We start from the raw sequence: 19,692 nt of genomic DNA on the forward strand, positions 1-19,692 counted from the left end.
GTTTGTAAGCTGTGCCGTATGAGCGATACGACTGCAACTCATCTCGGATTCGGCGTGGACGTCGGCGGCTCGGGCATCAAAGGTGCCATCGTTGACATGGATACCGGCGAATTTGTCGGCGAGCGTGTCAAGATTGCCACGCCCAAGCCCGCAACGCCCCAGGCCGTGGCCGACACCGTCGCGGAAATCGTGCGCGCGCACGACTGGCATGGGCCGATCGGCATCACCCTGCCGTCCGTTATCCGTAACCAGGTCGCGTGCAGCGCCGCCAATATCGACGAAGCTTGGATTGGCACTAACGTCCACGAGCTCTTCTCCGCAGCCTTGGGCACGGAGGACATCGCGGTGCTTAACGACGCCGACGCCGCCGGTCTCGCCGAAGTCGCATTCGGGGAGCCCGAGGCCCGCGAGGGCGCCGTCATCTTCCTGACTTTCGGCACCGGGATCGGGTCCGCCTTCTTCATGGACGGCACCCTTTTCCCCAACACGGAGCTCGGCCACCTGGTCATCTCTGGAGAGGAAGCAGAGCATGTCGCCTCCTCCGCCGCCAAGGACCGCGAGGAACTGAGCTACAAGAAGTGGTCCAAGCGGGTCGACGCCGTCCTGCACGAGTACCAGCGCTTGTTCAGCCCGTCCGCGTTTGTGGTCGGCGGCGGCATCTCCCGTAAGGCGGACAAGTGGGTCCCGAACCTGACGGTGGACGTGCCGGTGGTCGCCGCGCGTCTGCGCAACCGAGCAGGCATTGTCGGCGCGGCGATGGCGGCGAACGAGCACGTTGCGCCGTAATTGATTGGTCCGGCCCAACCACAGATCCATGACTCATGTACGGTGGGCACCGGACAGCAACCACTCCTGCCCTCGTGGGACGCACCTTTCCGGCCCAGTGACACGCACGGCGCGCGAAAGATGCGGCACGATGGCGAGTGCTGGAATAGATTCAGCGCGCGGCCTGTTAGGATTGGCGTTCTAGAATTGGAACCATTGCGCAATCCGGCAGGATATGCATACGAATATTCTCGCAGGAAGCAGGGTTGCGCGCAGTGGAAGAAACCGAATCGGCGAAAGGGCGTACGTGGTAGCCAGCGAAGCATCAGGCAATAACACCGTGGAGAATGCAGCACAGGCATCCTCCGACGGTGGCGCAGGCAACGGTGCAAACGACGCCGCGGCAACTCCGGCGGCGAAGAAGACGGCCAAGAAGGCTGCAAAGAAGACCGCTCGGAAGAAGGCCACGAAGAAGACGGCGAAGAAATCCGCTCGGAAGAAGGCCACCAAGAAGACGGCCAAGAAGACGGCCCGCAAGACTGCGAAGAAGACCACCAAGAAGTCAGCGGCCAAGAAGGCGACCGCTGCGCACGCAGGCGCCGAGGGCGTGGACGAGGACGAGCTGCGCACCGATGCGCTTGTCGACGATGCCGATACCGTCGATGACCGCGACGACGAAGATTACGATCCCGACCTCGCGGACGAGGACGCCGACTTTGATGACGAGCTCGCCGAGGACATCGACGAGGACGACCTGGACGGCGACGACATCGAAGATGACGAAGACGACGACTCGGACGACGAGGAAGAAGACTCTTCGTCCGTCTGGGACATCGAGGAGTCTGCGGCGCTGCGTCAGGCGCGCAAGGACGCGCAGCTGACCGCGTCCGCCGACTCCGTCCGCGCGTACCTCAAGCAGATCGGCAAGGTCGCGCTGCTAGACGCGGAGCAAGAGGTCTCCTTGGCCAAGCGCATCGAGGCCGGCCTGTACGCCCAGTACCGCCTGGACGAGATGGCGCGCGCCGCCGCTGAGGGCGACAAGGATGCCAAGCTCACGCCTGCGGTCAAGCGCGACCTTCGCGCGGTGGCCCGCGACGGCCGCAAGGCAAAGAACCACCTGTTGGAGGCAAACCTCCGCCTCGTGGTCTCGCTGGCCAAGCGCTACACCGGCCGCGGCATGGCGTTCCTGGACCTCATCCAGGAAGGCAACCTCGGCTTGATCCGTGCAGTGGAGAAGTTCGACTACTCCAAGGGCTACAAGTTCTCCACGTACGCTACGTGGTGGATCCGCCAGGCGATCACCCGCGCGATGGCGGACCAGGCCCGCACCATTCGTATCCCGGTGCACATGGTGGAGGTCATCAACAAGCTCGGGCGTATCCAGCGCGAGCTGCTGCAGGACCTGGGCCGCGAGCCCACCCCGCTCGAGCTGGCGAAGGAGATGGACATCACCGAGGAAAAGGTGATGGAGATCCAGCAGTACGCGCGCGAGCCGATCTCCCTGGACCAGACGATTGGCGACGAGGGCGATAGCCAGCTCGGTGACTTCATCGAGGATTCCGAGGCGGTCGTCGCCGTCGACGCCGTGTCCTTCACCCTCCTGCAGGACCAGCTCCAGGACGTGCTGCACACGCTCTCCGAGCGCGAAGCTGGCGTGGTACGCCTGCGCTTCGGGCTTACCGACGGCATGCCGCGGACTTTAGACGAAATCGGCCAGGTCTACGGCGTGACCCGCGAGCGCATCCGCCAGATCGAATCGAAGACAATGTCCAAGCTGCGCCACCCGTCGCGTTCCCAGGTGCTGCGCGACTACCTGGACTAGCCTTTCGCGGATATAGCGGTGCCCCGCCAGGAGGATTCCGGGCGGGGCACCGCTTTTATGTACGGCTGAATTAGCCAAACTCACGCTCCGCGACATCTTCCACGCACTTTTCGTAAGCGGCCGTGTCATCCACCAAGTGGTCGCACTCCCCGACGAGGGTAGAAACGAGTCCGACACCGACGAGCATAAACACCACGCTGAGCAGCGAGGCGATCGCGCCGAGAACGATGCCGGCGATGGCCATCCCCTTCCGCGCGCCCGGACCGGCGATCTTCTTCGCGCTCCGGATCCCCAAAATGCCGAGGATGATCGCGATAACACCGAGGAACACCCCGCCGACGATCGTAATGATTGCAAGCATGGCGAGGATACCCACGATCAAGGCAGCAATCGCCATGCCGTTATTTTTCTGTACCCCATACGGCTCGCCCTGCGGGTACGCGCCACCGTAGGCGGCACCGCCGCCGTACTGCCATTGCTGGCCCGGCTGGCCCGGCTGTGGCTGACCTGGCTGCGGGTGCTGCCCGTAGTCTGAGAACCCCTCGGGGTGGTTGTACGGACCCTCCTGGTTCGGGTTATAACGATCTGTCATGGTCGTCTCCTTCACTCGTCGCCGTGCACTCGCCCACACTACCGGTCTTTTGCGCTACCAGCCACGCAAATAGTCAATGCGTTGCTGCAGCTGCTCGGCGTTGCACAGTGCGGTCGGCGGCCCGCCGCACGCCTTCCTTGCCTCCGTGTGGATCGCGCCGTGCGGACGCCCCGTCTTGCCCGCAACGATGGAGACGCGCGTGTTCAGCTCCTTGCGCAGCCTGGGGATCTCATCCGCAGCGGTCTCGCCCCCGCCGCCGGTGGAGCCAGACTTGGACGGTGCGGCGCCGGGCCCAGCAGCGACCGGCTCGCCCAGCGTTTTCGCCCGTTCTGCGGCTTCGCGCTCCGCGGCCTTCCGCGCCTTCTCCTCCGCCTCACGGGCGTCCAGCTGGTCGCTCTGCCGCTTGCGCAGCAGGGTCTTGACCTGTTCGGCGTCCAGCAGTCCCGGGAGCCCAAGGAAGTCTTGTTCCTCGGCGGAACCAGCTGCGGTCGCGGTGCCGTAGGTGGAGCCGTCGAAAATCAGCGAATCCAGCTCGGCGGACGCACCGATGGACTCGTAGCTCGGGCCCTCGTCGGGCTCGTTCTCCTGGCGGTTGGCTTGCTCAATGAGCTCGTCGGACCATCCCTGCTCGCGGTGCGGCTTGCCCAGGACGTGATCACGCTCCTCCTCCATGTTCTCCGCCAGCCCCAACAGCACGGGCACGGACGGCAGGAACACGGACGCGGACTCGCCGGGCATGCGGGAGCGCACGAAACGGCCGATTGCCTGGGCAAAGAACAGTGGCGTCGATGCGGAGGTGGCGTATACGCCGACGGAGAGGCGCGGAACGTCGACGCCCTCGGAGACCATGCGCACCGCCACCATCCACTCGTCGCGGGACGCCGAAAACTCCTCGATGCGGTCGGAGGACCCGGGTTCGTCGGAAAGCACCACCGTGACTGGCGTGCTGGAAATCCCCTCGAGCATCTTGGCATAGGCGCGCGCCGTGGTCTTGTTCGTGGCGATGACCAGCCCGCCCGCGTCCGGCATGTTGGCGCGGATCTTGGTCAGGCGCGTGTGCGCGGCCTGCAGCACGAGCCGGATCCAGTCCCCCTTCGGGTCCAGTGCCGTCTTCCACGCGCGTGCCGTTTGCTCCGCGTTGAGCGGTTCACCGAGGCGGGCTGAGTATTCCTCGCCAGCGGAATCCCGCCATTCTGTCTCCCCACTGTAGGCGAGGAACACAACGGGGCGCACCACACCGTCCTTGAGCGCGTGCGAATAGCCGTAGGTGTAATCGGCCTCGGAGACGAGGTGCCCCTCGCCGTCCTCGTTGTAGCGCACGAACGGGATCTGTGAGTCGTCAGAGCGGAACGGCGTACCGGTGAGCGCGAGTCGGTGCTCTACGTCGTTGTACGCCTCATAGACGCCGTCGCCCCAGCTCTTCGAGTCGCCGGCGTGGTGGATCTCGTCCAGGATGACCAAGCTGCGCCGCGCCGACGCGACTGCGTGGTGTTTGAACGGGTGCATGCCCACCTGCGCGTAGGTGACCACGATGCCGTCGTAGGAGGGGTTCACCGCGGACGAGTTGGTGAAGTTGGGGTCCAGCGACAACCCGAAGCGCTTGGCCGACTCGGACCACTGGTGCTTCAGGTGCTCCGTCGGCACGACCACAATGAGCCGCTGCACCGTGCGGTCGGCCAAGAGGGTGCTCGCCAGCGTCAGCGCGAACGTCGTCTTTCCCGCGCCCGGCGTTGCCACGGCCATGAAGTCGCGCGGTTTTGTACGCAGAAACGAATCAAGGGCCTCTTGCTGCCATTTACGGAGCTGAGGCCCTGGTGTCGACGCTGTCACTTGCGGCGCAGCCCCTCATAAATCCGCTGGCAATCGGCACAGACCGGGGACCCCGGCTTGGCCTGCTTCTTTACAGAGAACTTCTTTCCGCAGAGCGCGACAACCTGCTTCCCAGAGATCGCGGAATCCACGATTTGGTCCTTCCGCACGTAGTGGAAAAACTTTTCCTTGCCGTCCTCCGTGGTTGACGAGGTCTCCTCCCGGAGGTCGGGGCGCTCAAGAGTCTTCGTCGTCGTATTCACGCCTTCCATCATGCCCCAAAGTGGGTCGGAATTTGCAATGCCCCGCTACCCTTTGCGTTATGAGCGGATCTGACCACACCTTCCACCAACCCGAGTCGGGCGTGCCCGGTCCGCACCCGCACACGATCGACGCCGAGCCGGACGAGGAGCAGCCCCGCCGCCGCCGGCTCCGCCCGAGGCGCTCCCGGCGCGCGCTCATCACCGACGCCACGCGGACCCACGAGCAGGATCTGCAGAGCCGCGAAAAGCAGTATCTGTTGTGGCAGGGTGCCCGCGTGCCACTGATCGCCATCTCCATCCTGTGCGCGGTGCTGGGACATTGGTGGTTCGCCGCACTCTTCTTCTCCATATCGATCCCGGTGCCGTGGATCTCCGTCATGATTGCCAACAGCCAGGGCGAGGCGCGCGATAAGCGGGACAAAAACGTGTACAAGCCTGCGCTCGCCCGCGAGGAGGCCCAGCTCGCCGCGCAGGCCCGTGCGCAGTTGGAGGCGGGTCAATCGCGCTCTGGTGCCGACCGCTCCCCCGCTATCATCGAGTCCGATCCCGACGCCAGCAAGGAGTAGCCAATGCCTCTCGAACCGCTCCCCGAGTCTCTTCCCAGCGCCGTGCGCGCGCTTGCCGACGCCCTCGCGCCGTCCGGTTTTACCGCCGACGGCATCGCCGAGCACCTCGGTCCCCACGCGACTGCGGCGCTCTACCGTGGCGAGCCAGGCGTCGTACTCGCCGCCTGTGATGCTTCGCCGCTGTCGCGCCTGATCCGTTTCTTCTTGGTGCGCGAGCCGGCGTCGCAAGCCCAGCTCGACGAGCTCCTTGCACCTGACCTCGTGCGCATGCTTCTCGACGCCACCGTGATCCGCCCCGCCGCCAACGACCGGTTCGCCGTGGCCCTCGACCTGCGCCCCCACGTCCTCGCGCGGCAGGACCGACTGATCGTGTCGGACCTGGATGCGTCGATGACCGCGCACGTGCCGGGGCCCGACCACGTCCTGGGCGTTGGGTCGGCGTCGCTCTCGCTGCTCAGCGCCTCGCCGGAGACGCCGGTTGACACGGTGCTGGATCTCGGTTGCGGCTCGGGGGTGCAGGCGGTGGCGCAGGCAGGGGTTGCGCAGCGCGTGGTGGCGACGGACGTCCACCCGCGCGCCCTGGAGCTGGCTCGCGCGACGCTCGCTGCGAACCGGATCGACAACGTCGAGCTGCGCCAGGGCCCGTGGTTCGAGCCGGTTGCCGACGAGCGCTTCGACCGGATCGTAGCGAACCCGCCGTTCGTGGTGGGACTGCCCGAGGTGGGCCACGTGTACCGCGATTCGGGGTTGTCGCTCGACGGGGCAACCGAGCTCGTTGTCGGCCAGGCCCCCGCACACCTGGCGGAGGGCGCGACCGCGTGCATCCTCGGTGCGTGGGTCCACCGCACCGGCGAGAGCTGGCGCTCGCGCGTTGCTTCGTGGCTGCCCTCCCGCGGTGTGAGCGCCTGGGTCCTGGAACGCGATGTTGTCGACCCGGGCCAGTACGTCTCTACCTGGCTTGCTGATGAATCGGTCGACGTCCGCTCCCCAGAGGCCGTCGAGCGCACCGAGCGCTGGCTTGCGCACTTCCGCGACAACGACGTCGAGGCCATCGGGTTCGGGTGGATCTTCCTCCGCGAGATCGGCGATAACCCCACCGAGATTACCGCCGAAGACCTCTCGCACCCGTTCACGGATCCCCTCGGGCCGGAGGTGGACGAGTATTTCACCAGGGCCGAATGGCTGCGCGGCAGGGGCACCGACGACATCCTGGATGCCGCGTACATGGTGCGCCCAGGCGTGGCGCTGGAGAGGGTGAGCGTCGCCGACGCCGAGGCCGGGATGGGCTTTGCGCAGCGAGTCACGAGGGTTTCGCGCATGGACGGACCGCGCTTTACCCACGAGGTCGACGACGGTGTCGTCTCGATTCTCTCTGGCCTCCACCCACAGGGGTTGCCCCTGCGCGAGGTGGTGGGGTTGCTGGTGGCGTCGCAAGGCGTCGATGACCCGGCGGAACACACACGCCTTGAGAACAACGCAGCGGCGATTGCGGTGGATTGTGTGCGCCACGGCCTCGTCCTGCCCGCTGAGATTATTGCGAAGGAGTCCTGATGAAAGCTGTACTGACGCGAGTGGAGAGTGCTTCTGTCACCGTCGACGGGGAGGTCGTCGGGGCGATCGACTGCCCCGAAACCGGCGGCATCCTCGCCCTCGTCGGCGTGGGCCGCGACGACGCGGAGGACGCGTGGGAGAAGATGGCCCGCAAGATCGCGGAGCTGCGCATTCTCGACGGCGAGCGCTCCGCCCAGGACGCCGGCGCGCCCGTCCTCCTGGTCAGCCAGTTCACCCTCATGGGGCGTACAGCGAAGGGACGCAGGCCGTCGTGGGCGGATGCGGCGCCGGGCGAGGTAGCTGCACCGGTAATTGCCAAGATCGCAGAGGAGCTCCGCGGCCGCGGCATCACGGTCGAAGAGGGCCGGTTCGGCGCGATGATGGACGTGGCGAGCGTCAACAGCGGGCCGTTCACGGTCCTCGTCGAGGCGTGACACGGGGCGAAACCTGGCCGCTACCCACGTTCTAGGGAAGAAGTTCCTGGAGTGATGCTGAGAGTCGAGCGAGGCAGACGCGCGTTGCATAATATTTACGCTCAGCCGGAACAATCGGGAGCGTTGCTCCGTTTGATCTATAAGACTGAACTTACGGTTCGAACCCCTTTCAAGGAGGCAGCTCTTCATGACTCAGCCGGACCACGCTCGTGATGCGGGCAACGAAGAAAACGTTGACCGCGGTAGCCGCCGAAATCAGACCAATGACAATCCGTCGGCGGACCTCGTGCGCGTGTACCTCAACGGTATCGGCAAAACGGCCCTGTTGAACGCTGAGGAAGAGGTCGAGCTGGCCCAGCAGATCGAGGTAGGCCTTTACGCCCAGCACCTGCTGGACGACCCGGAGGTCACGCTCACCCGCGCCAAGAAGCGTGACATGAAGATCCTGGCCAAGGAAGGGCGCAAAGCGCGCTCACACCTGCTGGAAGCCAACCTGCGCCTCGTGGTCTCGCTGGCAAAACGGTATACGGGGCGCGGAATGCCACTGCTGGACCTGATCCAGGAAGGCAACCTCGGGCTGATCCGTGCCATGGAAAAGTTCGACTACGCCAAGGGGTTCAAGTTCTCCACCTACGCCACCTGGTGGATCCGCCAGGCCATCACACGCGGGATGGCGGACCAGTCGCGCACGATTCGCCTACCAGTCCACTTGGTGGAGCAGGTGAATAAGCTCTCGCGCATCCGCCGCGAGATGTACCAGTCCCTGGGCCGCGAACCTACGAATGAGGAGCTCTCCGAGGAGTCCGGCATCGAGGAGTCCAAGATTGAGATGCTGCTGCGCCAGTCGCGCGACCCGGTGAGCCTGGATATGCCTGTCGGCGCGGACGAGGAGGCGCCGCTCGGTGACTTCATCGAGGACGCTGAGGCGACGGACGCCGAAGACGCTGTGGTCTCGACCCTGCGCCACGACGACATCGAGGACATCATCGCAGGCCTGGAGGAACGCGAACAGGACGTGATTCGCCTGCGCTACGGCCTGACCGACGGCGTGCCGCGCACCTTGGACCAGATTGGCCGCCAGTTCGGCCTGTCGCGCGAGCGCGTGCGCCAAATTGAGCGCGAGGTTATGGCCAAGTTGCGCGTCGGCGACCGCGCCGACCGGCTGCGCGACTACGCCTAGGGCACCGCGCGTACACTTGCAGGGCTTGGATGGACTGTGCGCGAAATGACCCGCGCAGACCGTCTGCACAGAGTGACTCAGAGGGAGAGGCAGCATGCGTGATCTCGTCGACACGACCGAGATGTATTTGAGAACTGTGTACGAGCTTGAGGAGGAAGGCATCACGCCGCTGCGCGCGCGCATCGCGGAGCGCCTTGAGCAATCCGGCCCGACCGTCTCGCAAACGGTCTCGCGCATGGAGCGCGACGGCCTGCTCGTGGTCCAGCCGGACCGCTCCCTCGCGCTTACCCCGGCGGGGCGCCAGCGCGCCACCGCAGTGATGCGCAAGCACCGCCTGGCCGAGCTGCTGCTGACCGACGTCCTACAGCTCAACATCGCGCAGGTCCACGACGAAGCGTGCCGATGGGAGCACGTCATGAGCGAGGACGTGGAGCGCCGCGTCGTCGCCGTGCTGGGCAACCCGACCCGCTCCCCGTTTGGCAACCCGATCCCGGCGTTGGAAGAGCTCGACGCCACGCCGAGCTCCGAAACCGCGTACGGCACCCGCGCGAGCGACCTCGAGCTCGACGGCCCGACCGAGGTCACGGTGGTGCAAGTGAGCGAGATCTTGCAGCAGCTCTCCGCAACCGTCTCCCCGACTGTCGGCGTCGCGTCCTTCGTCGGCTCGCAGGTCACCCTCGAGCAGCACGACGGTGGCGCGATCATGCTCACCACCAAGGACGGCGAACGCGTCGAACTCTCACCCGAACTCGCGCACGCACTGCGCGTCACCCCAGTGGAGGATTAACCCGTGAAGCTTGTAGTCACCGGCGGTGCCGGCTACGTGGGCAGCGTATGCGCTGCTGTGCTCGTCGAGGCTGGCCACGACGTCATCGTCATCGACGACTTCAGCACCGGCAACCGCGACGCCGTCCCCAACGGGGCAACGTTGGTCGAGGGCCATATTTCCGACGTCATCGACCGCGTCCTGTCCGCCGGCGACGTCGACGGCGTGCTCCACTTCGCCGCCCGCTCGCTGGTCGGCGAATCCATGGAGGTTCCCGCGGAGTACTGGCGCGACAACCTCGAGGTCTCACTCACCTTGCTCAACGCGATGCGCGCACACGGCGTGCACTCGCTCGTGTTCTCCTCCACCGCCGCCACCTATGGCGAGCCGGAGGCAGTGCCCATCACCGAGGACGCCCCAACCCGCCCCACCAACACCTACGGGGCGACGAAGCTGTCCATCGATTACGCCATCACCTCCTACTGCCAGGCCTACGGCATCGGCGCGACGAGTCTGCGGTACTTCAACGTTGCCGGCGCGTACGGCGACTACGGCGAGCGTCACCGCACCGAGACGCACCTCATCCCCATCGTGCTGCAGGTTGCCCTCGGCCAGCGCGACGCCATCAAGATGTTCGGCGACGACTGGCCCACCACCGACGGCACCTGCGTTCGCGATTACATCCACGTGAGGGATCTTGCCGACGCCCACGTGCTCGCACTCGAGGCGAATACCCCAGGCACCCACGAGATCTACAACCTTGGCTCCGGCGACGGCTACTCCGTCCGCCAGGTCGTCGAGATGTGCCGCGAGGTCACCGGCCACGAGATCCCGGCCGAGGTCGCACCCCGCCGCGCCGGCGACCCGGCCGTGCTCATCGCCTCTTCGGACAAGATCAAGCGCCAGCTGGGCTGGAACCCCACGCGCACCGACCTGCGCACCATCGTCCAAGACGCGTGGGACTTCACCTCCGCCCGCCACGGGGGTGCTTGAGTCACGCCGCCTGCTCGCGGAGCAGGTCGTCCCACGACTCGCGGCACCCGGCGAGTGCGGTGTTGACCATCCCTTGCCACTCGCCGATCGCCATCAGCTGGCGCTGCACCGCGGACAGCGAATGCCCTGGCACCTCGTCCTGGGCCGCCCGCAGCGCCGCGAACGCCCACGGCTCCAGGTCCGACGCCGCCGCTGCGAGCGCCCACAAGCTCAGCGCGTTCGCGCGGATGACGCCCGTAAAGTTTCGCGCGATGAGCAGCAGCGCCTGAGCGGCCGTCGCGGAGTGCTCGAGGACGTCCTCGACGAGACAATCGCGCAGCTTACTGCGGGACAGCAGCGAGGCCAGCAGGACGATCTCCTCGTCGTCGCGGAAGCAGTCGCTCAACTGCAGCGGCCGGCGTGACGTCCCCGCCGGAAACTCCGGGTTGCCCGCGCCGCCATGGATGAGCGTCACGCAGCCGTCCTCGATCAGGTTGATGGCGTCCCACCTGTCGCCGCAGCCCTCGCCGGCGCCTGCCGGGTGCGGCGCGAGTTGTTGGATGAGACGGCGGCCGGAGTGATACGCGGCGTCGTAAAGCGCGCGGCATCGGCGCAGGTCGCCGGAATTGTCGGATTCGAAGAAGAGGTGCATGTCCTCGCGACGAAGCTCTGGAAGCATGCCGTTGTCAAGCAATCCGCGCATGGTTGGCGCGTGCACGATCGACGGCACGGTGCCGGAGAAGTACGAGGCGGGGGCGGCGGTGCGCTCGTGGTGTGCGGGGAAGAGTTGGGGGCTGGTGGCGTCGAAAAGCAGGGTGTAGGGCGTGCCCGCGGCGATCTCGGAGACGTGCCAGCACGCGGCGAGCGGCGGGAGGTCGAGCTGGGTATCCAGGGACTGCAGGAAGTAGGCGGTTTCCATCGCCAAATCCGAGTTCGGGATGCGGGTGATGATGACGGCGAGGTGGAGGTCCTGGTGGGCGTCGAAAAGCGCCCGCAGCCCGAACGCGATCTGCTCCTCACTCGCCAGATCAGCGCGCACGATCGGGCCGACCGTGTACGAGGTGGAGTCCTCGCCGGCGTGGCTCAGGCCAATGAGGACGAGGGATTCTTGCGGGTAGAAGCCGAGCGCGCCTGGGATGCAGGCGATGAGTTCGGCGGGGCCGTACGGCGGGTTGTTGGGGCGGTGGTCATTGGCGTCAAAGTTTCGTGATTGCTTCATACATATTGGACGCAAAAAGCACCGCCTCGGTTCCCTCGTCCGGGAAACTTCTTTGCTGCGGTATCATTGTTGCCACCTTGGCGCGGGACGCGTGGAATAGTTTCACCCCTGGCGTAGTTGTCTTTGATAATGCGAAAAGGTACGCCACCCGGCATTTGTCCGGGCAATGTGGCGTACCGCGAGATCATTTGGGAGGAAGCACATGTCTGATACGTCTCGCATGTATGAACTGGAATACCCGGCGCCCTCCGTCGGCGAGGAATCCGCGAACGGCCCGGCGCTCGTGGTGGCAATGCAGGGTTACGCCGACGCCGGCCACGCCGTCGAGGGAGCCGCCGAGCACCTCAAGGCGGCGCTGGACTCCCGCACGCTCGCCACGTTTAGCAACGATGAGCTCATTGACTACCGCTCGCGCCGCCCCGCAGTGACCATCGCGCAGCACGAGATCACGGACATCGATGACCTGCAGCTGGACCTGCGCGTGCTTCGTGACGAAGCAGGGCGCTCCTTCCTCCTCCTGTCCGGCCCCGAGCCCGACCTGCGGTGGGAGGCGTTCAGCGAGGCCGTGAGCGACCTGGCGCAGCGCTTCGGCGTCGCGCAGACGATTTGCCTCTACGCGGCGCCGATGGGCGCCCCGCACACCCGCCCGCTGGTCGTCTCGGCACACGGCAACAGCAGCGAGCTGGTGGGCAACATGTATACCTTCGACGGCATGGTCACGGTGCCCGGCTCTGCTTCGATCCTCATCGAGCGCGCCCTGCACAAGCGCGGCAAGCCCGTCGCCGGGTTTACGGCGCACGTGCCCCACTACGTGGCGTCGTCCCCGTACCCGCACGCGACGTTCCAGCTGCTCCAGTCCATCGAGGACGCGACTAAGCTGAAGTTCCCGCTGCGCGCTCTGGAGTCGGACATCACGCGGGTGTCGCAGCAGCTGGCCGAGCAGATGGCCGGTTCCGACGAGATCGCCCACGTGGTCCACGCGCTGGAGGAGCACTACGACAAGGAGATCAGTGACTACCGCGAGCGCCACCCGCAGGCCATGATGCCGGGCGAGGCGCAGGTGCCGAGCGGCGAGGAGATCAGCGACGCGTTTGAGAACTATCTCACCGCCATCGAGGACCGCGACCGCGTGCTCGGCCAGGACGAACAGCAGCTGAGCCTGCCGTTCGGCGACGACGAGAACAATTTGCTGATGGACCACTTCCTCATCGACCCTGAAGACCCTGCAGACCCGGAAAAACCGGACGACGACGAGTAGGTTTCGCTCCTCGGCTACGGTGGTGAGCGTGACTTTATCTGACTTGCTCGCCGATCTCGCCGACGTCCCCGCACCGCTTCTCGACGAAGCCGCGTGGGACTCCTTCCTCTCCTGGACCTCGTCCCGCGGCATCTCGCTGTACCCGGCGCAAGAGGAAGCGTCGCTCGCGCTGCTCGCCGGTGACAACGTCATCCTCGCCACCCCCACCGGGTCCGGCAAGTCCATGGTGGCCAACGCGGCGCACTTCATCGCCCTGACCCGCGGGCAGCGCACGTTCTACACCGCGCCGATCAAGGCGCTGGTCAGCGAGAAGTTCTTCGCCCTGTGCGAGATCTTCGGCGCCGAAAACGTCGGCATGATGACCGGCGACGCGACAGTGAACGGGTCTGCGCCGATTATCGCGGCGACGGCGGAGATCGTCGCAAATATCGCCCTGCGCGAGGGCAAGGACGCGAAGATCGACCAGGTGGTCATGGACGAGTTCCACTATTATTCCGAGCCCGACCGCGGCTGGGCCTGGCAGGTGCCGCTCCTCGAGCTGCCGAAGGCCCAGTTCCTGCTCATGTCTGCAACGCTCGGCGACACCGCCTGGCTGGAGAAAGACCTCACCTCACGCACGGGCCGCCAGACCACCTACGTCGGCGGGTCCGAGCGCCCCGTGCCGCTCGACTTCCACTACGTGTTCACCCCGGTCCACGAGACGATCGAGCAGCTTCTCGACGATGGCAAGGCCCCCATCTACGTCGTCCACTTCTCCCAGCGCGAAGCTACCGAGCGCGCCCAGGCGCTGACCAGCCTGAAGATCATCACCGACGAGGAGAAGCGGCGCATCGCCGAAGAGATCGGCTCGTTCCGCTTTACCACTACCTTTGGCAAGACGCTGTCCAAGCTGGTGCGCCGCGGCATCGGTATCCACCACGCCGGCATGCTGCCCAAGTACCGCCGCTTGGTGGAGCGGCTCTCACAAACCGGCCTGCTCAAAGTGATCTGCGGTACCGACACGCTGGGCGTGGGCATTAACGTGCCGATCCGCACCGTGGTGATGACCGGCCTGGCCAAGTACGACGGGACGCGCCAACGCATCCTCAAATCTCGCGAATTCCACCAGATTGCCGGCCGGGCCGGGCGCGCCGGCTACGACACGGAGGGCACCGTCGTCGTAGAGGCGCCGGAGCACGAGATTGAAAACGTGAAGCTGCGCAGGAAGGCCGGCGACGACCCGAAGAAGCGCAAGAAGCTGCGGAAGAAGTCCGCCCGCGACGGCGAGGTCTCCTGGTCCGAGGACACGTTCAACCGGCTCACCACCGCGGAGCCGGAGGAGCTGACCAGCCAGTTCAGCGTGTCCAACTCGATGCTGCTCAACGTGGTGGCCCGCCCGGGCGACGGCTACGAGCACATGCGCCACCTGCTGCGCACCAACCACGACTCGCGGGCGAAGCAGAACCGAGACATCCTCACCGCGGTCGACTTGTTCCGCGGGCTGATCAACGCGGGCGTCGTCGAGCGCACGCCCGACTCGCCCGCATTCCGCCCCTACACGCTCACCCGGGAACTGGACCGCGACTTTGCGCTCAACCAGCCGTTGTCACCGTTCGCGCTCGCGTTCCTCACCATCTTGGACCCCGAGTCCGACACCTACGCGCTCGACGTCATCTCGACGTTTGAAGCAATTCTCGACGACCCCCGCCAGCTCCTCCAGGCACAGCAATCCGCCGCCCGCGGCGAGGAAATCGCCGCGCTTAAGGCGGACGGCGTGGACTACACCGAGCGCATGGCGCTCATCGAGGACGTCACCTACCCGAAGCCGCTTGCTGACGAACTCGACGAGGCCTTCGATACCTTTTGCCAGGGCAACCCGTGGGCGAAAGAGTTCGAGCTCGCGCCGAAGTCCGTCGTGCGCGACATGATCGAACACGCCATGACGTTTTCCGATCTCATCGCCACGTACGGCCTCGCGCGCAGCGAGGGCGTGGTGCTGCGCTACCTCACCGACGCGTGGCGCACCCTCTCCCACTCCATCCCCGAAGCCAACATGAACGAGGAGCTCGAAGACATCATCGTGTGGCTCGGCGAGTTGATCCGCCAGGTGGACTCGTCGCTTATCGACGAATGGGCGCACATGGCCGACGAAGACTCCCCCATCGACCAGGCGACGCTGGACCGCGAGCTAGCGTTCGGCGTCGAGGACCCGAACGCCCTCACCGCCAACCGGCGCGCCTTCACCATCATGGTCCGCAACGCCTTCTTCCGCCTCGCCGAACTTTTCGCGCTGGAGAAGGAACGCGAGCTGGACGAGATGTTCGACTACCTTGACCCGGACGCGCGCCCCGACTTCCCCGCCGGGATGGACGACTACTTCGACGAGTACGACGACGTCGACACCGGCCCCGACGCTCGTGGACCCGAGTACTTCCGGCTTGGCGACACCACCGGGCGCACCTGGGAGGTCACCCAGATCCTCAAGGACCCGGAGGGCGACAACGCGTTCCAATTCCACGGCGTTGTGGACTTGGACGCCTCCGACGAGGCGGGAGAAGTCCGGCTCCGATCTTTGGAATTGCGGGAGGGGTAGCTCTTTTGGGGGTGGCGTGGCGTCGATAAGCATGCCCCTTTTCTGTGGATAGACAGGTACGTGAGCTGGGCTTTTCATGCGCGCAGCTGCATAACTTGCACAATATGCAGTGCGTAAAATTCACCCAGCGAACGTGACATTCACCTCACTGGCGTGCGGTACATTGTTGTTCCAAACACAATCCGACAATTTGTGAGGAGTAACACAATTGACTCGTGCGCTCGTGATCGGCGCAGGCATGACAGGCCTGTCCACCGCATGGTTCCTGCAGGAATACGGGTACGACGTTGAGGTCGTAGACAAAATTGGCGTCGCGGGCGGCTCCTCGTGGGGCAACGCCGGCTGGCTCGCGCCCGGCAAGACGATCCCGTTGTCCAACTCCAGCCTCTGGGCCTACGGGCCGACCGCGCTCTTCGACCGCAACGCCGCGCTCTCTGTTCCCGTGCGCGTCGACCCGAAGCTGTGGGCGTTCTGCGCACAGTTCATGGCGCACGCCACGCAGCGCGCGTGGGACAAGACCATGGCCGGCCTGACCCCCGCCGACATGGCCTCGCTCGCCGCCTTCGACGACCTCGAAGCGGGCGGCGTGACCTCCAAGTCCTACCGCTCGCCGTACATCATCGGCTTCGAGTCACAGTCGCAGGCCAAGGGCTTCCTCAAGGAGGTCGACGGGGCCATCCGCCACGGCCAGGAGATCCCGTTCGAGCCGATTTCGCTTGACGACGCCCGCGAGCACGCCCCCATGCTCACCGACAATGTCAAGGCCATATACCGCATGCAAGGCCAACGCTTCATCGAGCCGGGCCCCTACTGCCAGGCCATCGCCGACTCGTTCACCGCGCGCGGCGGCACCATCACCACCGGCGCCGAAGTGACGAAGGTGACCTCCACCCGCAAACCGGCCGTGCAGCTGTCCACGGGCGAATGGAAGCCTGCCGACGTCGTCGTGATCGCCACCGGCGCGTGGATGCCCGCACTGGCGCGCGAGCTGGGCGTCACCACCATGGTGCAGGCGGGGCGCGGCTACTCGTTCAGCGTAGAGACGGAGACCGTGCCCGAGTGCCCCGTCTACCTGCCAGAGCAGAAGATCGCCTGCACGCCGTACCAGGGCCGCCTGCGCGTGGCGGGCACGATGGAGTTCCGCGGCCCCGACGAGGCGTTCCAGCCGGGCCGCGTCGCCTCCATGATCCATGCGACGAAGCCGATGTTCCGCGGCATCGACTGGGACGCCCGCCAGGACGAGTGGGTCGGCTCGCGCCCCGTGACCCCGGACGGCCTGCCGCTCGTCGGCGCGACCAAGGTGCCCAACGTGTACACCAACGGCGGCCACGGCATGTGGGGCATCGTCCTCGGCCCGGTGTCGGGCAAGATGCTGGCCAAGCAGATCGCCACCGGCGAGGTGGACCGCACCATCGAGCCGTTCGACCCGCTGCGCAGCCCGTTCGCCGGCCTGTAGGCCACCGCCTGCGGGCATGCTTGCCCGCGCGCCAGGGTTGCTGGCGCGCGGGCTTTTGCGTTGGGGGTCAGTCGGGCGGTGTGCGGCTGGGCGCGCGGGCGGTGTGGTCGGTGCCGGTTGGGGTGGCGTTTCCGTATGGTGAGACGTAGTAGATCTGTCCGTCCCGCCGTTCGGTGTGGCCCCGGGCGCCGGTCGCGGCCTGCGAGTTGTGGTACTGGCACAACCAACCAAGGTTGGCGGGCGTGGTCTCGCCGCCGTGGCGGTGTTCGCTCATGTGGTGCGCCTGGCAGCGTGTGGCTGGTACGGTGCAGTCTTTCCAGGTGCACGTGGTGGCGTCGGCAAGCATGATCTCGCGGTGTTTCGCCGAGGCGAAGCGCGCGTTGTAGGCGTTGACGGGCCCGTCCATCGCGCCGATGAGGATGATGCTGCCGAGCTCTGCGAGTTGCATGCGCACGAATTCTTCCCCGGTGGTGATCACCCCGTTGGCGAAGTGGACCTCGACGTCGTCGCCGGTGCCGGCGATGATGCGTTGGTAGTCGCCGAGGTCCAGGTTGGCGGTAACGCGTACGAGGTAGTCGGCTTTGGGGCAGTCGTTTGCCAGCCAGCCGGTGATGTTGTTGTTCGCCGCGTCGTAAACACCTTGGATGGCTAGGGCGGGCCCGGTGATGCGCAGGGTGGCCATGCCGTCGCCGTGGTGGGTTACGCGGGCTTGTTCGGGGCGCGGGGGTGCGGGCTGGAGTTCGGTTTTCAGTTCGTTGGCAACGCGGGTGATGTGGGTCAGGTCGCCGGGTGTGTTGCAGAGGGTGTCGATGTAGGTCCAGCGGGCGGTGGTGTCGGTGATGGTGCGGGCGCTGCGGGCGATGTAGGCGAGGGTGTCCAGGCGGTGCTGGTTGGTTGCGGCGCCGGTGTGGGCGCGGCGTTGGTAGGCGGTGTGGCTGGGTGTGCCGCACAGGACGGTTGCGGGGGTGTGGAGTTGGCGGGCGCGGTCGCGTGGCAGGCCGAGTGCGGTGAGGTCCTCGAGGGTCATGCCAGCGGCCGCCGCGACAAGTTGCATGCCGCGGCGGTCGATGGATACGAGGTCTGCCAGTGCGTTCATGGCAGCCACGTTACCGGCTCTGAGCTGGGGAAACAATGGGTTGTGAGGATTCACCCATTTTCGGCCCGGGAGGGAACCGCGGGCCGGTTTGGTGCGTCTAAATAGGGTTGGGGGTTTGCGTGGCGTCGATAAGCGAGCTGCTAGCGCGCTACCTCGATCTCGATGGCCTGGGCGACGGCCTGTACGACGGCGCCGACCTTGACGCCCTCCCAGATCTGCTCCTTGGTCATGCCCTCCTCGCGCAGCGTGTTCGCGTGGGCGACGCTGCAGTGCTCGCAGCCGTTGATCGCGGAAACGGTGAGGGACCACAGCTCGAAGTCGGCCTTCTCCACACCCGGCTTGGAGATGATGTTCATGCGGAGGCCGAACTTGACCTGCGAGTAGTCGTCGCCAAGCCAGCCCTTGGCGCGGTAGCCGACGTTGTTCATCGCCATCACGGTGGCGGCGCCGAACGCAGCGTTGAGGGCCTCCTCGGAGAGGTGCTCCTTCGCCTCGTCGGTAATTTCGGAGATGACGGTCGCGTTGCGGGTCGCGGCGGCAGCGGCGACGAGCGCGCCCCACAGCTGCTGCTCGCTCAGCTCGGTCGAGCGGGTCAGCGAACCGAGGTTCAGCTTCTGGTCCTTGGCGTACTCCGGCAGAGCGCCGCGCAGGTTGTCAATAGACATTGGGTGTCCTTTCGTGTGATTGGTGGTAAGTAGACGAGCGCCCCGCCACTCCAGCGGTGCGGAGCGCGGGGCGGCTTCGTGCGAAGAATCGCGCTACTTCAGGGCGTCCTGAACCACGGCCATCTTGTCGATGTTCTTGGTCGGATCGTTCTTCTGCCAGTCGCAGGCGCAAACCTCCTCGGACTGCAGTGCGTCGAGGACGCGCAGGACCTCGTCGACGTTGCGGCCGACGGCGTCCGGGGTGACGGACACGAACTGGACGATGCCGTCCGGGTCGATGATGAAGGTCGCGCGGTCGCACACGCCGTCAGCGTTCTCGACGCCGAGAGCACGGATCAGGTCGTGGCGGACGTCGGCGAACATCGGGAACGGGATGTCCAGCAGGTCCTCGTGCGTTGCGCGCCAGTTGAAGTGGGAGAACTCGTTGTCCGTGGAGCCGCCGAGCACCTGGGTGTCGCGGTCCTCAAACTCCTCGTTGAGCTTGCCAAAGGCGGCAATCTCGGTCGGGCATACGAAGGTGAAGTCTTTGGGGTAGAAGAAGACGATCTTCCACTTGCCCTCGTACTTGTCCAGGGAGACCTGCTCGAAGTAGTCGTCCGGGGAGGACGCGTCTGCTTCCTTGAGGTTGCCGCCCTTGAGCGCGGTCAGGTTGAACTCCGGGAAACGCTCCCCAACAGTCATGATCGGCATAGTGATTCCTCCATAT

18 protein-coding genes are annotated in these 19,692 nt (G+C 65.8%); 11 read left to right on the forward strand and 7 right to left on the reverse strand.

Annotated elements, in window-relative coordinates; all coding sequences use genetic code 11:
* Positions 1-18 precede the first annotated feature (18 nt).
* Positions 19-786, forward strand: coding sequence for a polyphosphate--glucose phosphotransferase (gene ppgK / locus CKJ84_RS02380; RefSeq protein ID WP_095536682.1), 768 nt, complete (start codon positions 19-21; stop codon positions 784-786).
* A gap of 214 nt (positions 787-1,000) precedes the next feature.
* Positions 1,001-2,587, forward strand: a complete 1,587-nt coding sequence (locus CKJ84_RS02385) for an RNA polymerase sigma factor (RefSeq protein ID WP_095545818.1) — start codon at positions 1,001-1,003, stop codon at positions 2,585-2,587.
* A 70-nt stretch (positions 2,588-2,657) separates the two neighbouring features.
* Here the strand turns inward: CKJ84_RS02385 and CKJ84_RS02390 are convergent, their stop codons facing one another.
* The 3 genes from CKJ84_RS02390 to CKJ84_RS02400 are packed head-to-tail and all read right to left on the reverse strand — an operon-like array spanning position 2,658 to position 5,260.
* The gene (locus CKJ84_RS02390; RefSeq protein WP_095545819.1) at positions 2,658-3,179 is read right to left on the reverse strand and encodes a DUF4190 domain-containing protein; all 522 of its coding nucleotides are present in this window, start codon (positions 3,177-3,179) and stop codon (positions 2,658-2,660) included.
* A gap of 54 nt (positions 3,180-3,233) precedes the next feature.
* Positions 3,234-5,009 (reverse strand): DEAD/DEAH box helicase, encoded by a 1,776-nt coding sequence (locus tag CKJ84_RS02395; protein ID WP_095534728.1) that lies wholly within the window; start codon positions 5,007-5,009, stop codon positions 3,234-3,236.
* Positions 5,006-5,260 carry a DUF3039 domain-containing protein gene (locus CKJ84_RS02400; RefSeq protein WP_095546381.1) on the reverse strand — a complete coding sequence of 85 codons (255 nt, stop codon included), beginning with the start codon at positions 5,258-5,260 and terminating at the stop codon, positions 5,006-5,008. The genes CKJ84_RS02395 and CKJ84_RS02400 overlap by 4 nt, the downstream gene beginning before the upstream one ends.
* Positions 5,261-5,310: 50 nt before the next feature.
* On the opposite strand from CKJ84_RS02400, the gene CKJ84_RS02405 reads away from it, so the two are divergent.
* From CKJ84_RS02405 to galE, 6 genes are all read left to right on the forward strand, one after another.
* Complete coding sequence (locus CKJ84_RS02405) at positions 5,311-5,817, forward strand: DUF3099 domain-containing protein (protein WP_095545820.1); 507 nt, start codon at positions 5,311-5,313, stop codon at positions 5,815-5,817.
* Between the two features lie 3 nt (positions 5,818-5,820).
* The gene (locus tag CKJ84_RS02410) at positions 5,821-7,368 is read left to right on the forward strand and encodes a class I SAM-dependent methyltransferase (RefSeq protein WP_095545821.1); all 1,548 of its coding nucleotides are present in this window, start codon (positions 5,821-5,823) and stop codon (positions 7,366-7,368) included.
* The gene (dtd, locus tag CKJ84_RS02415) at positions 7,368-7,802 is read left to right on the forward strand and encodes a D-aminoacyl-tRNA deacylase (protein ID WP_095536685.1); all 435 of its coding nucleotides are present in this window, start codon (positions 7,368-7,370) and stop codon (positions 7,800-7,802) included. Before CKJ84_RS02410 ends, dtd begins: the two co-directional genes overlap by 1 nt.
* 187 nt (positions 7,803-7,989) lie before the next feature.
* Complete coding sequence (locus tag CKJ84_RS02420; protein WP_095278973.1) at positions 7,990-8,982, forward strand: sigma-70 family RNA polymerase sigma factor; 993 nt, start codon at positions 7,990-7,992, stop codon at positions 8,980-8,982.
* Between the two features lie 94 nt (positions 8,983-9,076).
* Positions 9,077-9,769 carry a metal-dependent transcriptional regulator gene (locus CKJ84_RS02425; RefSeq protein WP_095536686.1) on the forward strand — a complete coding sequence of 231 codons (693 nt, stop codon included), beginning with the start codon at positions 9,077-9,079 and terminating at the stop codon, positions 9,767-9,769.
* 3 nt (positions 9,770-9,772) lie between these two features.
* Entirely contained in the window at positions 9,773-10,741 is a 969-nt protein-coding gene (gene galE, locus CKJ84_RS02430; RefSeq protein ID WP_095534733.1) for a UDP-glucose 4-epimerase GalE, read from the forward strand.
* Between the two features lies 1 nt (position 10,742).
* Here galE and CKJ84_RS02435 read toward each other — a convergent pair whose 3' ends face one another.
* Positions 10,743-11,939 carry a DUF4192 domain-containing protein gene (locus tag CKJ84_RS02435; protein ID WP_095545822.1) on the reverse strand — a complete coding sequence of 399 codons (1,197 nt, stop codon included), beginning with the start codon at positions 11,937-11,939 and terminating at the stop codon, positions 10,743-10,745.
* A 202-nt stretch (positions 11,940-12,141) separates the two neighbouring features.
* Between CKJ84_RS02435 and CKJ84_RS02440 the strand changes: the two genes are divergently transcribed.
* The 3 genes from CKJ84_RS02440 to CKJ84_RS02450 all read left to right on the forward strand — a co-directional run bounded on the left by CKJ84_RS02440 (position 12,142) and on the right by CKJ84_RS02450 (position 17,225).
* Positions 12,142-13,197, forward strand: a complete 1,056-nt coding sequence (locus CKJ84_RS02440) for a PAC2 family protein (RefSeq protein WP_095534735.1) — start codon at positions 12,142-12,144, stop codon at positions 13,195-13,197.
* Positions 13,198-13,225: 28 nt separating this feature from the next.
* The gene (locus tag CKJ84_RS02445; protein ID WP_233125456.1) at positions 13,226-15,769 is read left to right on the forward strand and encodes an RNA helicase; all 2,544 of its coding nucleotides are present in this window, start codon (positions 13,226-13,228) and stop codon (positions 15,767-15,769) included.
* A 238-nt stretch (positions 15,770-16,007) separates the two neighbouring features.
* On the forward strand, positions 16,008-17,225 hold the full coding sequence (locus CKJ84_RS02450; protein ID WP_186439448.1) for an FAD-binding oxidoreductase: 1,218 nt from the start codon (positions 16,008-16,010) through the stop codon (positions 17,223-17,225).
* A 67-nt stretch (positions 17,226-17,292) separates the two neighbouring features.
* Here CKJ84_RS02450 and CKJ84_RS02455 read toward each other — a convergent pair whose 3' ends face one another.
* The 3 genes from CKJ84_RS02455 to CKJ84_RS02465 all read right to left on the reverse strand — a co-directional run bounded on the left by CKJ84_RS02455 (position 17,293) and on the right by CKJ84_RS02465 (position 19,676).
* Entirely contained in the window at positions 17,293-18,321 is a 1,029-nt protein-coding gene (locus CKJ84_RS02455) for an HNH endonuclease signature motif containing protein (protein WP_095545825.1), read from the reverse strand.
* A gap of 140 nt (positions 18,322-18,461) precedes the next feature.
* The gene (locus CKJ84_RS02460; RefSeq protein ID WP_095545826.1) at positions 18,462-18,986 is read right to left on the reverse strand and encodes a carboxymuconolactone decarboxylase family protein; all 525 of its coding nucleotides are present in this window, start codon (positions 18,984-18,986) and stop codon (positions 18,462-18,464) included.
* A gap of 93 nt (positions 18,987-19,079) precedes the next feature.
* Positions 19,080-19,676, reverse strand: coding sequence for a peroxiredoxin (locus CKJ84_RS02465; protein ID WP_095277230.1), 597 nt, complete (start codon positions 19,674-19,676; stop codon positions 19,080-19,082).
* Positions 19,677-19,692: the final 16 nt, after the last annotated feature.

Origin of the sequence: Corynebacterium sp. NML 120412, from assembly GCF_002285155.1 — a bacterium.
In the GTDB taxonomy this organism is placed as follows: Bacteria; Actinomycetota; Actinomycetes; order Mycobacteriales; family Mycobacteriaceae; genus Corynebacterium; species Corynebacterium gottingense.